We start from the raw sequence: 15,438 nt of genomic DNA, 5'->3' as shown, positions 1-15,438 counted from the left end.
TTAATTTTTTATTTCCACGGGTAGAATGCTCGCCGTTTACCTGTTTCGCGCCACTTCCGGTGCCCATCATCAAGAAGGTCTGGTCATGACGTTAACTGCTTCATCTTCTTCCCGCGCTGTTACGAATTCTCCTGTCGTTGTTGCCCTTGATTACCATAATCGTGACGCCGCGCTGGCATTTGTCGACAAGATCGACCCACGTGATTGTCGTCTGAAAGTCGGCAAAGAGATGTTTACGCTGTTTGGGCCGCAGTTTGTGCATGAATTGCAACATCGCGGTTTTGATATTTTCCTCGATCTGAAATTTCACGACATTCCCAACACCGTAGCGCACGCTGTGGCAGCAGCGGCTGACTTAGGCGTGTGGATGGTGAACGTTCATGCCTCAGGTGGGGCACGTATGATGACCGCAGCACGTGAGGCGCTGGTTCCGTTTGGTAAAGATGCACCGCTATTAATTGCTGTGACTGTATTGACCAGCATGGAAGCCAGCGACCTGGCCGATCTTGGCGTGACACTGTCACCAGCGGATTATGCAGAACGTCTGGCGGCATTGACGCAAAAATGTGGCCTTGATGGTGTGGTGTGTTCTGCTCAGGAAGCTGTGCATTTTAAACAGGTATTCGGTCAGGAGTTCAAACTGGTTACGCCGGGCATTCGTCCGCAGGGGAGTGACGCTGGTGACCAGCGCCGCATTATGACGCCAGAACAGGCGTTGGCGGCTGGAGTTGATTATATGGTGATTGGTCGCCCGGTAACGCAATCGGCAGATCCAGCGCAAACGCTGAAAGCGATCAACGCCTCATTACAACGGAGTGCATGATGAGTGATTCCAACAGCCGTCTGGTTTACTCAACGGAAACCGGACGTATTGATGAGCCAAAAGCGGCCCCTGTACGCCCTAAAGGCGACGGCGTGGTACGCATTCAACGTCAAACCAGTGGACGTAAAGGAAAGGGCGTTTGCCTGATCACCGGAGTCGATCTCGATGATACCGAGCTGGCAAAACTGGCGGCTGAACTGAAGAAAAAATGCGGCTGCGGCGGAGCAGTAAAAGACGGAATTATCGAAATCCAGGGAGATAAGCGTGATTTATTAAAATCACTCCTTGAAGCGAAAGGAATGAAAGTAAAACTCGCGGGCGGGTAACAAAAAAAGCCACGGAAATATTCCGTGGCTTTCGTTTATTTTACTGTGTGTACTATTCAGTTATTTCGTAATGAACAGAGTCAAGCGTATTATAATTGCGAGTCGCTTATCGACATTTATTTACGATTATTTACCGACCTGGTGACCGATAATACCACCAACTGCTGCACCACCTAATGTACCCAACGTGCTGCCATCAGTCAGTACTGCACCACCTAAAGCCCCTGCGCCCGCACCGATTGCGGTGTTGCGGTCTCGTTTAGACCAATTAGAACAGGCGCTTAGAGACATTGCCAGTGTAATTGCCAGAACAGCTGCGGTCATTTTTTTGCTCGTTACAAACATAATACTCTCTCCTGAATTTATGATTCACGGAAGTAAGCTCTCTATAACTATAATAGTTCAGAATACGCCCGGTAAAATAATTCCGTGAAATCCTCTCGCGCGCAGGGTTATATCACGCAGGTGATAGTGACTTCCTGTTATATCGCTGATAATAAGTTTATAACTTTAGGATGTTAATAACAGGTAAATAGTCTTAATTATCAACCAGGAATCATCTTAGAGCGGATGATTTGCGTCAGGGTAAATCATCCGTAGGGAAGGAAAATGATTACATGTCAACGACGTGAACGATTAATTTACTGTGTTCTAAATGCATCGTATCGCTGGCGCGAATCTTCGAATCGGTTATAACACGCTTGATTCTCTCCACAGGACCGATGGAGTAAGAGTGTATGGCACCAAACTTAGAACTGTCAGTCAGGACTATGACTTCGCATTCTTTTTCCAACACGGCATTGACCACATCGGTACGCATCATGTCGCGACCTGTAAATCCAGTTTCAGGTTGCCAGCCATCGATACCAATAAATGCCTTACTGAAATGCACCTGTTGGATGCACTGACGTGTCAGTGGGCCAACCATACTTTCGCTTTTTTTCTGGTACACGCCGCCAAGTAAAATGACTTCACAAGGCGCGTCTTTCAGTAAATGCGCTATATAGCTACTGACCGTAATGATGGTGACATTTTTCTTCTGCTCACCTAATGCGCGAGCCAGAAGGGCATTACTGCTACCATTCTCGATAAAGATGGTTTCACCCGGTTGAACCAGTGAGGCGGCAAACTCGGCGAGTTCACGCTTCAGCGTATAATTACTCATCATACGGGTTTCGACGTCATCACTATCAAGCGAAACAGCAAAGCCATGTGCACGGCGTAGATAGCTAAGTTTTTCGAGGGTGTTGAGATCCTGGCGAATGGTAACTTCGGAAACTCCAGTGGCTTTTGCCAGATCGGTTACACTAACCTGACCCTGCTCAATGACCATCTGTAGAATAGTTTGTTGTCGGGAATTCATCGCTGTAATTCTTATAACGTTATAATACTAAATAAAAAATGCTGACGCGCCGGGCATCCTTAAATAGGGAAACCTGAAAGCACGATTGTTAAATCTCCCACGGTGCCTTCGGGATGTCTGGCGTAGATGCAGCAACCTGGCGCAACAGTTCTGCTTTAAGTATCTCGAGATTATGGATCGCAGAGTGGTAATCGCCCGCCACAAGGATATCTAACACAATATCAATACGTTCGGCAACGCGTTGGGCATCAAATTCAGACATCAGGGTATCCTCAAGGCAAAAAAGTGAAAATGAATAATGCAAAAATTGCCGCTAAAAGAGAAGTGTTTAACGGCAAAGGCTAATTATCATTCATTAATACGATATGTAATGGAATTATATACTGTTACATTTATATATTCGTCTCTTTATGCGCGCTTCAGATAACGTTTATACCAGCGTTCAAAAGCCACGGCAGGCATCGGTTTAGCAAACAAAAATCCTTGTCTCTCATTGATGCCATTTTTGGTCAAAAAGGCATCTTCTTTTGCACTCTCTACACCTTCGGCAATCACCTGAAGATTGAGCGCCTGAGCCACGGCGACGATCGCACGTACCAGCGACTGCGAGACTGGCTGTTTGTGAATATCACGGACAAAAACCTGGTCGAGTTTTATAGCATCGATGGGGAATCGTGCCAGTTGGGAAAGAGAAGAGTAACCCGTGCCGAAATCATCCAGATGAACCTGTGCGCCTAATTGACTGAATTGCTGAATAACGGAAAGCGCCAACTGATCGTTTTCAATCAGACAGCTTTCAGTCAGCTCGACATCAATAGGGCAATACTCAAATTTAAGTTCCTGGAGTACCTGTTTCAGGTCAGTGAAAATGGTTTGATCGGCAAGTTGGCGTGCTGAGACATTCACCGCAACCCGAAGATTAATGCCTTTATCTCTCCATTTTGCTACCTGGCGCACGACGTCGAGAATAACCCAACGGCCTAGAGGCACAATCAGACCGGACTCTTCGGCATAGGAAATAAAGTCCAGAGGGGGAATTAAGCCACGTTCGGGAGACTGCCAGCGTACCAGGGCTTCCAGACTGCGTACTTCACCCCGCCAGGTGATTTTCGGCTGATAGTGAATAACTAACTGATCGTTTTCCAGAGCTTTACGCAGGTTGGTATCCAACCACAGATATTCGAATACCCGTTGATTCATTTCCGGCGAAAAGACGCAAAATTGTCCTCGTCCGCCTTCTTTGGCACTGTACATTGCCGTATCGGCATGGCGAATAATCGCCGCGCTGTCTGATCCATGTTGCGGTGAAAGTGAAATACCAATTGAACAGCCGGTATAAACTTCGATTAAACCGATGCGAAAGGGTTGGCGCAGGCGGGTCAAAATCCGCGATGCCATTGCTTCCAGGGCACTTTGCGAGGTGTTTGGTGCGAGTACCAGAAATTCATCGCCGCCAAGACGTGCTAACACCTGATCCTGCTCAAGACAGCTTAAAATAGCCAGTGAAACCTCGCGTAACAGCTGGTCGCCAAACAAATGCCCGTAGGCATCGTTCACTTTTTTAAAATTGTCTAAATCGAGATAAACCACTCCGACTTTACCCTCGTCGGCCTCATTAATGGCGTAGTCGATTAATTCCTGCATTGCGTTACGATTCGGTAGCCCGGTGATGCTGTCAGTGTTAGCCAGGATTCGCAATCGTTCCTGGGCGTGACGTTCTTCGGTGATATCGGTGCCGGAACAAATTAAATAGATCTCATTTTTGCCGCTACCGCTGTGGACAAATTTGTTGCGAAACAGAAACAGTCGCTGACCTTTGCGCGTCTGTACCCAACGCTCGACTTCATAGGCGTTGCCACTACGAAAAAAACTGCTGTTGTTACGCCGGGAGATCGCGGCTTCACGGCGACTCATAAATAATTTAAACACACTTTGCCCAATGACATCGTGTTCTTTCAGCCCTGTGTATTCTTCGCATAACCGATTAAAACGCTGGATATTCCCTCGGCTATCCAGAATCACTATTGCGGAATGTGCTTCAGAAACCACCTGTTCAGCAAAGGAAAGTCCGTGTGATAAATCACGAGCAACCGCTGGTGTGTCATGCCATGCCGACGCGTTGCCACCCCATTCGCGCTTATTGATTTTTCGTCCCACCAGATGGACAGAAAGGTCGCTCTCATCGACTGTCAGGCTCATCATCAGGCTGGAGGTGATGACCGTCATTTCCCGGATACGAGCAGCCTGTTCGGCAGATAACTGCAGAGTACGTTCAGGTTCTGTTGTTTCAGTGGTGGAAAAGCGCAAAACATCACTGTTTTCCGACAACCGCCAGTATGGGTTGTGCGAGCCGAGAAAGTTGTACAACGTTGTGGACTCCCTAACGGTTTTCATGATGCATACCCTACGGTTAACGGCGAAGCTCACCATTAAATGAAAGGTTCAACATGACTTACATGAAATTAATGTCGGCTAAACGTATTGTTTTATTTATATATTTATTTGTAATCCAGTTTTGGGAAAACGCCAGTTTTCAAACGGAAGCCATTAAAAAAAATCTGCTGAGATAAAACGAAGGCGAAGGGAGGGGGAAAAGCAAACGGCCCATCCGTAATGAACGGGCCGTGAAAGGGGATTACGCGACCGGGCGCGCAATAATACTACGGGTTTCCATGCGTACTTCTGCGATGGTGACGTCGATAACGTCGGTTACCTTGTAAACCGTTTCACCTTTAATTTGTACGGTGCCGTTTTCCTGACTGCAAACCAGTTCATCGCGCACGGCGTGTAAGAATGGTGCAGGGATAAAGGCGATTGCGCCGTTATCGACCAGCCGCACACGCATACCGCCACGGCTGATATCGACGATTTCCGCCGCAAAACGGGTATCGGTTCCGGCTTTATCTTTCAGGAAACGTGCGTATAACCAGTCGCCGACATCACGTTCTGCCATTCGGTTGAGGCGGCGACGCTCTGCCATTTGGACGGTGATCTCATCCTGTGGACGCGTCGCTGTTTCGCCTTTGATGATCGCTTTCAGCAGACGATGGTTGATCATGTCGCCATACTTACGAATCGGTGAAGTCCAGGTGGCATACGCTTCCAGACCGAGACCAAAGTGAGGGCCAGGTTCGGTGCTGATTTCTGCAAAAGACTGAAAACGGCGAATGCGGCTGTCAAGGAAACCTGTCGGTTGCGCATCCAGCTCACGGCGCAGTTTGCAGAAGCCGTCCAGTGTGAGCACTTCTTCGGCGTCAACATGCAGGCCGTGCGTTTTCAGTAATGCTGCCAGCGCGTCGGCATTTGCCGGATCAAAACCCATATGCACGTTATAGATACCGAAACCGAGCTTATCGCGCAGCACGCGAGCCGCACATATGTTGGCGGCGATCATCGCTTCTTCGACGATACGGTTGGCAATACGACGCGGTTCAGCGATGATATCCAACACTTCACCTTTTTCACCCAGAATAAAACGGTAATCCGGGCGATCTTTAAACACCAACGCATGGTTATTACGCCATTCGCCGCGACGCTGGCAAATTTGCGCTAACAGGCGGATTTGTTCCGCAATCGCATCACTTTCTGGCTGCCAGTCACCGGTGTTTTCCAGCCAATCGGAAACCTGGTCATAAACCAGTTTCGCTTTGGATTCGATGGTGGCAGCAAAAAATTCGATGTCGTCTTCAATGGTGCCGTCAGCGGATAGCGTCATCCGACATGCCAGCACCGGACGCACTTCATTGGCACGCAGGGAGCAGAGATCGTCGGAAAGTTCCCGTGGCAGCATTGGGATATTGAAGCCTGGCAGATAGTTGGTGAACGCACGAATTTTCGCGGCTTTGTCCAGCTTGCTGCCTTCTGCGATCCACGCGGTTGGGTCGGCAATCGCCACAATCAACTGTAGTTTGTCATCCGGCAGCGCCCTGGCGAAGAGGGCATCATCCATATCTTCCGTGCTGGCGCTGTCAATGGTGACAAAGTCCAGTGCAGTCAGGTCTTCACGTACCAGACCTTCATCGAGCATTTCGGTAGCGACACCGTCTGGCGCTTCTTTTTCCAGATTATGGCGTGCCAGGGTTACCCACCACGGCACGAAATGGTCGTCACCAAAAGTGATGTATTGTGTCAGTTCCGCATAGAATGAGCGATCGCCTTTCAACGGATGGCGGCGCATTTCGGCAACCGCCCAGTCGCCTTCTTTAAACTCATGGGTCAGGCCACGAGCCGCGCGACAAGGAATGGCGTCTTTTAAGAGTGGATGATCAGGAACGATGGCCAGACGGTCATTTTTGCCCTGAACTTTCCCCACAAAACGAGTCAGAAACGGTTCAACCAGTTCTTCTGGCTCTGCGGATTCACGTTCTTTTTCACTGTGGATCACCGCGATAATTCGGTCGCCATGCATGACTTTTTTCATCTGCGGCGGCGGAATGAAATAACTTTTCTGTGCGTCGACTTCCAGGAAGCCAAAGCCTTTTTCAGTGGCTTTTACCACCCCTTCAGCGCGGGGCGTCTGGGAATGCAGTTGCTGTTTAAGCTGCGCTAGCAGCGGGTTGTCCTGAAACATAATTGTCTATTTTGGTGGCCATTAGAGCGGCTGACAGTTTTACGCGATTCTGCCTGACGCAGCAAGGTTAATGTGTTTCACCCAACGCGATTTTTAAGCGATTTATCCAACCACAAAACCCGCTCCATACCAGCAGATTGATAACCTGAGCTGATGATATTTCATGTTCGAGTAATGGGCTAAACTGGGCGGCGCTAAAGCGATCGGGTGCTCGTGTCAGCCATTGTATCGCCTGAACGGTAGCGCGCTCAACAGAATGACGGTCAGCCCATTGGTTTATTTCGTTTTCGCCCTGAAGCAGAATGCATATTGCTTCTTTATATTCAACATTTGAATGAATTAAAGAGGTGAAACAGGCAACGCTCCCGTTAATTCGTGCACTGAGTAAGGCAGCAAGTTGATGGCTGGATTTTGTTGTTACCAAGGAACTGGATAGCAACGTCACAAAGAGTGAAAGTGAGGCAGGGTGCAGATTCAATATTGCTATCAGTTGGCGGAGTTCGGATGGTAGCTGTCGGAGAGCATTCATCTCTTGCTCTTGCGGATATTTATCCACTTCGTAGCAGGCACGCCAGCCAGTTGATGCTTCAGCAAAAAGTGAACCGTCTGCGTAGCTTTGCACTTCCAGACCGGGTAGCCAGCGTATCGGGTGCTCAAGATAAGCCTGAAATGTGGCGATCGCTCGCGCCTGAAAACCAACAAAGCCGATGATTTGATTGATAATTACACAGTCCCAGGCGGTAAGCCCGACATCGTTAAGATGCTGGCGGGACTGACCGTCGATAATAGATGGAGAACCAGCCAGTTGACGGGCATATTGCGTGATTTGCGCCAGCCGATGATTGCTTTCCCTGGAGGAGTCTGGCCCGGGAAGCGGTGTCAGACGCGCGGAATAGTAGTTGCATAACCGCTGGACGCCGCAGACCTGGGCAACCGTCAGGGCGGTCGTCAGGCGTTCATAGGCGGTGAATGTTTGTAAGCGTGTCACTGCAAGCTGGTCGGGGAAGAACTCTACAGCAAGAGCACGCGCCGGGATCAGCCACGAATGAAAGGGATCAAGTGTTTCTTCATCAAGGATCACGTCGAGCAGAAAAGGATCGGTTACCTTTGCGGCTCCCGGAACCAGTGGCAAAACGTCATACTCCGAAGTACTGGATTGCGTTTCATGATACCAGTGGCTTTTGCCGGTAATGTGGCGTTGTTCCATGGGTACTCCTTGGTCGTAAAGGAAATCGTTATCCTGACGCAAGGCTGGGAGGGGAGAAAGACGGATCGGCGATAACAAATATCAGAAAGGTATAACAGAGAAATCGGGCGGCAGAACGCCGCCCATCTTTACCAACAGAACGATTATTTCAGTTCCAGTTCGTTCATGGCAGCGATGCTGAAACCGCCATCAACGTGAACGACTTCACCGGAGATACCAGCGGAGAGGTCGGAGCACAGGAACGCTGCAGAGTTACCTACATCTTCAATGGTAACGGTACGACGAATCGGTGTAACCGCTTCGCAGTGAGCCAGCATTTTACGGAAGTCTTTGATGCCGGAAGCCGCCAGAGTACGGATCGGACCCGCAGAGATGGCGTTAACACGCACACCTTCCGGACCCATCGCGTTAGCCATATAGCGTACGTTCGCTTCCAGAGACGCTTTTGCCAGACCCATAACGTTGTAGTTCGGGATAGCGCGTTCGGCGCCCAGGTAGGAGAGGGTCAGCAGGGCAGAACCCGGATTCAGCATGGAACGGCAAGCTTTTGCCATTGCAACGAAGCTGTAAGAGCTGATGTCGTGGGCAATTTTGAAGCCTTCACGGGTAACGGCGTTAACATAGTCACCATCCAGCTGATCGCCAGGTGCAAAACCAATAGAGTGTACGAAGCCGTCAAATTTCGGCCAGACTTTACCCAGTTCAGCGAACATGGTGTCGATGCTGGCATCTTCGGCAACATCGCACTGCAGAACGATGTCAGAACCTAATTGAGCGGCAAATTCTTCTACGCGGCCTTTCAGTTTGTCGTTCTGGTAGGTGAATGCCAGTTCAGCTCCTTCGCGGTGCATCGCCTGAGCGATACCGTAGGCGATGGACAGTTTGCTGGCAACACCGGTTACCAGAATGCGCTTACCGGAAAGAAAACCCATAGCTTTAATCCTTATTGTTGATGCTTGTTGTGCCTGAAAATCAGGCGATTCGTCGTTTAAATAAACAGTACGAACAGATAAACGGTTATTATAATCAACCTGGCTGTGGGTGGCTATAGTTGCCAGGTCCGACCGGAGCAGGGCGCGGGCAGGGTGGGGCTTTTCCCCTCACCCTAACCCTCTCCCCAGAGGGGCGAGGGGATCGTATTGTGCAAATATTGTCACCCCAGCAACAAACAGGCACATACAGCCCCCTAGTCCTTTCAGGGAGAGGGTGACCGGCAGTTCAGTCCTGGCCGAATATTCTTTATCATCCGCCTCTATATTTTCACCACAACAGCCACCCGGCTCGGTCGGCTTCCTCGCCCTTTCAGGGAGAGGGCTGGGGAGAGGGTGACCGGCGATTCAGTCCTTGCCGAATATTCTTCACCATCCGACTCCATGTTTTCACCACAGCAACTACCCGATTCAGTCGGCTCCCTTGCCCTTTCAGGGAGAGGGCTGGGGTGAGGGTGACAGGCGACTCAGTTCCTGCAGAATAATCTCCAGCACCGCCTCCTCATTACAATCAATCTCGTTATTCCAGAAACGCAGCACGGTCCAGCCCTGCGACTCAAGCCAGCGTGTGCGCCTGGTATCATAGGCAACTGTCGAATCATGCTGCCCACCATCCAGCTCAACTACTACACGCGCCGAGCAGCAGGCAAAATCGAGAATGTAGCTCCCCACCGGATGTTGACGGCGAAATTTGAAATCACCAAAACGTCGGCTGCGAAGATATCGCCAGAGCTTTCGTTCCTGCGGGGTGAGATTGCGTCTTAAATAACGCGCATTTGATTTTATTTTATCCATCCACTCATTCTGACAAGATTTAATCCCTTGTCAGAATGAGGTGAATTATCTGGAAGGCGGGTTCAGAAAATCAACGATCTTTGCGCCACGCATCCGCCGTCAACGCTTCGCCAAAGTGCCCGGAAATGAGCCGTTTGGTGAGTTCATGTAGCGGCGATGCCAGCACGTCAGCCGTACTACCGCGCTCGACCACTTCACCCTGATGCATGACCAGAACCTGGTCGCTGATATGCTTCATCATCCCGATATGTTGGGTAACATAAATATAAGAAATGCCCTGTTTCTCTTGTAGCTCCAGCATCAGATTAATCAACTGCGAACGCATCGACATATCCAGCGAGGCGAGAGCTTCATCCGCGATAATAACTTTTGGGCGCAATATCAGCGCGCGCGCCAGACCCAGACGTTGTTTTTGCCCTGGTGCCAGCATATGCGGATAGTAACTGACGTGATCCGGTAGCAGCCCGACCATACGCATTGTTTCAATAATCTGTTTGCGGCGCTGTTCAGGTTCCAGATCGGTGTTCAAACGCAGAGGAAAATCAAGGATCTGCGAGATACGCTGACGCGGATTCAACGAGGTCGATGGATCCTGAAAAATCATGCGAATCCGCTGGCTGCGGAAGGAGTAATCGCCAAAATGCAGCGGATGATCGTCAATCAATAACTCGCCGCTGGTTGGCTCAATCATTCCTGCCAGCATTTTCGCCAGCGTCGATTTACCGGAGCCGTTTTCACCAATAATCGCCAGCGTCTGGCGTTCACGTAGCGTAAAGCTCAAGGGTTTTACGGCTTCTACGGTCTGACGACGAAACCAGCCAGTTCGGTAGCGGAACGTTTTGCTTAAATTACGCACTTCGAGCAGCGTTTCGATCATCTCACTCTTTCTCCATATTCAGCGGGAAATGACAGGCATAGAGATGATTTTTCGCGCCCGTCAGGCGCGGCGTCACTATACATTCTCGTTGTGCATATGGGCAACGTGGCCCCAGACGACAACCAATGGGTAATTGTTCCAGAAGCGGGATTGCACCAGGCAGCGTATTGAGGCGACTTTTATGCGGCATCGCGCTGCCGAAATCCGGTATCGCGCGGATCAGCGCCTGGGTGTAAGGATGATGCGGCATTGTCACCAGCTCCTTACTTGGCGCGGTTTCCACTGTCTGACCACAATATAGCACGTTGATTTTATCCGCCCATTGGCTAAGCATTTGTAAGTCATGGCTGATAAGCAAAATAGTAGTATTGCTGTTTTGGTTGAGACGCGTCAGCAGGCGAAAGATTTGCGCCTGTGTTGTTGGCTCCATTGAGTTTGTAGGTTCGTCAGCTATTAGCAGACGTGGTTGATTCGCCAGCGCGATGGCAATCATCACTTTCTGGCATTCACCTTCGGTCAACTCATATGGAAAGCTGCGCATCGCATCTTTGTGATCTTTAATCCCCACGCGGTGCAGCAGCTCAATGGCACGGCGTTTGCGCCAGCCAAAACGCTGCCACCAACGGCCTTTATAGGTCCAGGCCGGGATGTTTTGCATTAACTGACGCCCCACACGTTCAGAAGGGTCGAGACACGATTGTGGTTCCTGAAAAATCATCGACACGTTGTGCCCAACCAGCTTGCGCCGTTCGCGCGCGGAAAGACGCAGCAGATCGATGTCATCAAAACGCATACGGTCAGCGGTAACACGCCAGTTATCTTTATTGACGCCACAAATCGCTTTCGCAATCAAACTTTTGCCGGAGCCGGATTCACCAACAAGGCCCCGGATTTCGCCTTCGGTTAAGGTCATACTCACGCGGTCAACGGCTTTAACCCACTCATCACCGGTTTTAAATTCAATGGTCAGGTTACGAATATCCAGTAACGGCATTATTCCACCCCCGCAATAATTGCACGACGCACACCATCACCAAGGAGGTTAACCAACAACACGCTGATCATAATTGCCGCCCCAGGAAGCATGACGGTCCACGGGGCGACATAAATCAGTTCCAGTGCATCGCCGAGCATCGCTCCCCATTCAGGAGAGGGGAGTTGCGCGCCGAGATCAAGAAAGCCCAGCGCGGCAATATCAAGAATTGCCATTGACAGTGCGCGGGTGATCTCAGTGACCAGTCCAGCGGTGATGTTTGGCAGTACGGCAAACCAGAGAATATTCAGCGTCGTTGCCCCATCCAGGCGAGCAGCGATAACGTACTCTTTTTCCAGTTCATCATGCACCATGCTGTAGACCGAACGCACCATACGCGGCAGCAGCGCCAGCCAGACGGCAAACATCGCGTGCGACAAACTCGGCCCGGCAAATGCCACAACGATAATTGCCAGCAGCAGGGACGGGATCGCCAGTAAGGTATCCAGAATATGATTAAGCACCGCTGACCGTAGACCATGCGTCGCACCGGCGAAGGTGCCGAGCACCAGACCACAGATGGTAGCAGCAAGTGTCACCACAAATGCGCCGCCAACGGTAGGCGCAGCGCCGCTCAATAAACGGCTTAAAACGTCGCGTCCGAGGTCGTCAGTCCCCAGGAAGAAAGAGACTTCGCCATAGCGAGACCATGACGGTGGCAACAATTGATAACCGAGAAATTGCTGGTCAATGCCGTAAGGCGCAAACCAGCCGCCAAAAATACACAGCACAGCCAGCCCCGCGCAGCCGTACAGGCCGACCATTGCAGCGGCATCACCATAGAATTTGCGCCAGGCGGTACGCAGCGTGCCCGGTGGGCGCTTCTCGCTGTATACGCTATCGTAAGGCATACCATTCCTTATGTTTCAGAGGGTTAGCCATAGCACCCAAAATATCAGAAATCACGTTAATAATAATGACCAGAGAGCCACACACCATCACACCGGCGGAAATCGCTGCGTAATCTTGTTGGCGAATGGCGTTAATTAACCAGCGCCCCAAACCAGGCCAGCTAAAGACCATTTCGGTGATCATCGCCAGCGTCAGCATGGTGGAAAATTGCAAGCCCAAACGAGGGATGACGGGGGGTAGCGCGTTATGCAGCACATGGCGACGCAAAATAGTAAAGCGTGACAAACCACGGGTCGCCGCCGCTTTCACATAGTTCTGGTCATACACTTCGATAGTGCTGATACGCATCAATCGGATCACTTCAGTTGTTGGCGCAACCGACAGGGTGATAACCGGCAACACCATATGGCGTATTGCGCTCATGATCATTTCATCCCGCCACGGAGAGTCTGAAAGCCAGGCATCAATCAACGCAAAGCCAGTAACAGGTTTCACTTCATAGAGCAAATCGAAACGCCCTGAAACGGGCAGCCAGCCCAGCGTCAGCGAACAAAACAGCGTCAGCAGAAGCGCCAGCCAGAAAACCGGGATTGAAAAGCCCAGCAACGCGATGGCATTGATCAAGTTATCTTGCCACTTATGGCGCGTAATCCCGGCAATCATGCCCACCGGGATGCCGACAATTAGCGCAAAGCCGAAAGCGAGGATGCATAGCTCAATCGTTGCCGGAAAAACCTCTTTTAACTGTTCGGCTATCGGTTGTCCGTTAATGCTGGAAACGCCAAAATCCCAGTGGATCAGGCCGTTAAACCAGAATACCCAGGCATTCCCCAGTGAAGCGCCTTGTAACGGCGCATGTGGCGTGAAATAGCTCAAACTGAAGCCAACAAAAGTCAGCAAGAACAGGGTCACGATCAATAATAAAACGCGGCGTAAGGTGAAGATAATCATGGTTTTTTCACCTCTTGCTTTTCGCGGTATACGCCAGCGAAGGAGGCGTTACCAAATGGGCTAAGAACCAGCCCTTTGATATCGTACCGATAGGCCTGCAAGCGTAATGATGAGGCCAGCGGCAGAATGGGTAACTCCTGCGCCAGAATACTTTGCGCTTCGTCATAGGCTTCAATACGCGCCGCCAGTTGCTGCGAAGAGAGCGCCTTACGCAACACGTTGTCGAATTTCGGGTCGCACCAGTGGGCGAGGTTGGTCTGCGAATGAATTGCCGCGCAGCTCAGTAGCGGACGGAAGAAACTGTCCGGGTCGTTACTGTCCGTCGCCCAACCGGATAACGTCAGATCATGGCTCATATCCATCAACCGCGCCTCCTGAAAACGACCTTCTACCGGCACAATCACCACTTTCACGCCGACCTGTGCCATATCCGCCTGAATCAGTTCGGCAGTTTTCAGCGGACTGGGGTTCCACGCCTGCGAACGTGTTGGCACCCACAGTTTCAGCGTTAAGTTTTCCAGCCCCAATGCCTTTAACTGTTCGCGTGATTTCGCCGGATTGTATTCGGTAATTTTAGCCTCGTTGTCATAAGCCCACGAGGCGCGCGGTAAAATAGAGGCCGCCGTTTCAGCCGTACCGTAATAGATAGATTGCATCAGGCGCTGGTTATTAATCGCCAGTGCCAGCGCATGACGGACAGCCGGATTATTTAGCGGCGGTTTGGCGGTGTTAAATGCCAGATAGGCGACGTTCATCCCTGGACGCAGCGTTAAACGCAAACGCGGGTCGTCGCGCAAAATGGATAGCTGGCTGGCAGCAGGCCAGGCCAGAACATCACATTCACCGGTCAATAGTTTCGACAGACGTCCGGTGCCACCAGAGCCTAAATCCACCACCACCTGCGGCATCAACGGTTTGCCTCGCCAGAACTCATCATGACGTTGCAGGCGAATATATTGCCCCGTGCGATTTTCCGACAGTTTATACGGCCCGGTGCCTACGGGTTGGCGGTCGAGTTGTTCCTGACGATCTTCTTTCTCTAATTTCTGCGCATATTCGGCAGACATTACCGACGCATAATGGGTCGCCAGATGCCATAAAAAAGAAGCATCCGGCTGGGCGAGACGAAACTCAACGGTGTGATTATCCAGCTTGCGGACGCTTTTCACGTTATCAGCAAATTGCAGGCTGTCGAAATAGGGGAAATTGCTCCCGTTGACGTTATGCCACGGGTTGTTACGGTCAAAAATTCGCTGGAAGGTAAACACCACATCGTCGGCATTCATTTTGCGAGTAGGCGTAAACCAGTCGGTTTTTTGAAACGGGACATCGCGACGCAGGTGGAAGCGATAGGTCGCGCCGTTGTCGAGCACTTCCCAGCTTTCGGCAAGTTCCGGCATCAGACGATAAGTATAAGGATCGACATCCAGTAGTCGATCATAAAACTGGGCGGCAAGGGTATCGACAATTAACCCACTGCTCGCTTTGGATGGGTTAAAGGTGTTGACCTGCCCGCTGACGCAATAGACAAAACCGCTGTCGCGGATATCAGCGTGCGGGGTGGGTTCAGGCGCGGCGATTGCCTGACCACTCACAAGTCCAGCAATCACCAAAAGAGACGATAATACCTGGCGCATAATATTAAGGGATTT

17 protein-coding genes are annotated in these 15,438 nt (G+C 50.7%); 4 read left to right on the top strand and 13 right to left on the bottom strand.

The genetic code is table 11. The features are described from left to right. Nucleotides 1–85 precede the first annotated feature (85 nt). Nucleotides 86–823, top strand: a complete 738-nt coding sequence (pyrF, locus tag RGV86_RS02960; RefSeq protein ID WP_085460776.1) for an orotidine-5'-phosphate decarboxylase — start codon at nt 86–88, stop codon at nt 821–823. Then, nucleotides 823–1,149 (top strand): stress response translation initiation inhibitor YciH, encoded by a 327-nt coding sequence (yciH, locus tag RGV86_RS02955; protein ID WP_010344773.1) that lies wholly within the window; start codon nt 823–825, stop codon nt 1,147–1,149. Before pyrF ends, yciH begins: the two co-directional genes overlap by 1 nt. Before the next feature lie 126 nt (nt 1,150–1,275). Here the strand turns inward: yciH and osmB are convergent, their stop codons facing one another. The 3 genes from osmB to RGV86_RS02940 form a co-directional block, all read right to left on the bottom strand. Continuing rightward, entirely contained in the window at nt 1,276–1,494 is a 219-nt protein-coding gene (gene osmB, locus RGV86_RS02950; protein WP_000498252.1) for an osmotically-inducible lipoprotein OsmB, read from the bottom strand. A 268-nt stretch (nt 1,495–1,762) separates the two neighbouring features. Further along, complete coding sequence (gene yciT / locus RGV86_RS02945; protein ID WP_032225076.1) at nt 1,763–2,512, bottom strand: DNA-binding transcriptional regulator YciT; 750 nt, start codon at nt 2,510–2,512, stop codon at nt 1,763–1,765. 88 nt (nt 2,513–2,600) lie between these two features. After that, nucleotides 2,601–2,774 carry a YciZ family protein gene (locus RGV86_RS02940; protein WP_001288366.1) on the bottom strand — a complete coding sequence of 58 codons (174 nt, stop codon included), beginning with the start codon at nt 2,772–2,774 and terminating at the stop codon, nt 2,601–2,603. Between the two features lie 36 nt (nt 2,775–2,810). On the opposite strand from RGV86_RS02940, the gene RGV86_RS22430 reads away from it, so the two are divergent. Continuing rightward, nucleotides 2,811–2,939: a hypothetical protein gene (locus RGV86_RS22430; RefSeq protein WP_225762567.1), complete on the top strand. Its 129-nt coding sequence runs from the start codon at nt 2,811–2,813 to the stop codon at nt 2,937–2,939. Here the strand turns inward: RGV86_RS22430 and pdeR are convergent. Further along, nucleotides 2,921–4,906 carry a cyclic di-GMP phosphodiesterase gene (gene pdeR, locus RGV86_RS02935; protein WP_000859925.1) on the bottom strand — a complete coding sequence of 662 codons (1,986 nt, stop codon included), beginning with the start codon at nt 4,904–4,906 and terminating at the stop codon, nt 2,921–2,923. The genes RGV86_RS22430 and pdeR overlap by 19 nt on opposite strands. Before the next feature lie 53 nt (nt 4,907–4,959). On the opposite strand from pdeR, the gene RGV86_RS02930 reads away from it, so the two are divergent. Next, a complete protein-coding gene (locus tag RGV86_RS02930) occupies nt 4,960–5,082 on the top strand; it encodes a hypothetical protein (RefSeq protein ID WP_085460775.1) in 123 nt (40 codons plus the stop codon). A 65-nt stretch (nt 5,083–5,147) separates the two neighbouring features. Here RGV86_RS02930 and RGV86_RS02925 read toward each other — a convergent pair whose 3' ends face one another. The 9 genes from RGV86_RS02925 to sapA form a co-directional block, all read right to left on the bottom strand. Beyond that, a complete protein-coding gene (locus tag RGV86_RS02925; protein WP_085460774.1) occupies nt 5,148–7,082 on the bottom strand; it encodes an exoribonuclease II in 1,935 nt (644 codons plus the stop codon). A gap of 67 nt (nt 7,083–7,149) precedes the next feature. After that, nucleotides 7,150–8,289 (bottom strand): CMD domain-containing protein, encoded by a 1,140-nt coding sequence (locus RGV86_RS02920; protein ID WP_032225080.1) that lies wholly within the window; start codon nt 8,287–8,289, stop codon nt 7,150–7,152. Between the two features lie 143 nt (nt 8,290–8,432). Continuing rightward, nucleotides 8,433–9,221: an enoyl-ACP reductase FabI gene (gene fabI / locus RGV86_RS02915; RefSeq protein WP_000506490.1), complete on the bottom strand. Its 789-nt coding sequence runs from the start codon at nt 9,219–9,221 to the stop codon at nt 8,433–8,435. A 489-nt stretch (nt 9,222–9,710) separates the two neighbouring features. After that, nucleotides 9,711–10,073 carry a DUF559 domain-containing protein gene (locus RGV86_RS02910; RefSeq protein ID WP_000357908.1) on the bottom strand — a complete coding sequence of 121 codons (363 nt, stop codon included), beginning with the start codon at nt 10,071–10,073 and terminating at the stop codon, nt 9,711–9,713. A gap of 70 nt (nt 10,074–10,143) precedes the next feature. After that, nucleotides 10,144–10,950 carry a peptide ABC transporter ATP-binding protein SapF gene (gene sapF / locus RGV86_RS02905; protein ID WP_000573415.1) on the bottom strand — a complete coding sequence of 269 codons (807 nt, stop codon included), beginning with the start codon at nt 10,948–10,950 and terminating at the stop codon, nt 10,144–10,146. 1 nt (nt 10,951) lies between these two features. Further along, nucleotides 10,952–11,944, bottom strand: coding sequence for a peptide ABC transporter ATP-binding protein SapD (gene sapD, locus RGV86_RS02900; protein WP_001128858.1), 993 nt, complete (start codon nt 11,942–11,944; stop codon nt 10,952–10,954). After that, entirely contained in the window at nt 11,944–12,834 is an 891-nt protein-coding gene (sapC, locus tag RGV86_RS02895; RefSeq protein ID WP_001146145.1) for a peptide ABC transporter permease SapC, read from the bottom strand. The genes sapD and sapC overlap by 1 nt, the downstream gene beginning before the upstream one ends. Further along, nucleotides 12,821–13,786: a putrescine export ABC transporter permease SapB gene (sapB, locus tag RGV86_RS02890; RefSeq protein ID WP_000583301.1), complete on the bottom strand. Its 966-nt coding sequence runs from the start codon at nt 13,784–13,786 to the stop codon at nt 12,821–12,823. The genes sapC and sapB overlap by 14 nt, the downstream gene beginning before the upstream one ends. Then, nucleotides 13,783–15,423 (bottom strand): ABC transporter substrate-binding protein SapA, encoded by a 1,641-nt coding sequence (gene sapA, locus RGV86_RS02885; RefSeq protein ID WP_001250190.1) that lies wholly within the window; start codon nt 15,421–15,423, stop codon nt 13,783–13,785. Before sapA ends, sapB begins: the two co-directional genes overlap by 4 nt. Between the last annotated feature and the right edge of the window lie 15 nt (nt 15,424–15,438).

The organism is Escherichia ruysiae, from assembly GCF_031323975.1.
GTDB classification, from domain to species: Bacteria; Pseudomonadota; Gammaproteobacteria; order Enterobacterales; family Enterobacteriaceae; genus Escherichia; species Escherichia ruysiae.
This window is presented reverse-complemented; position numbering and strand designations above follow the sequence as displayed.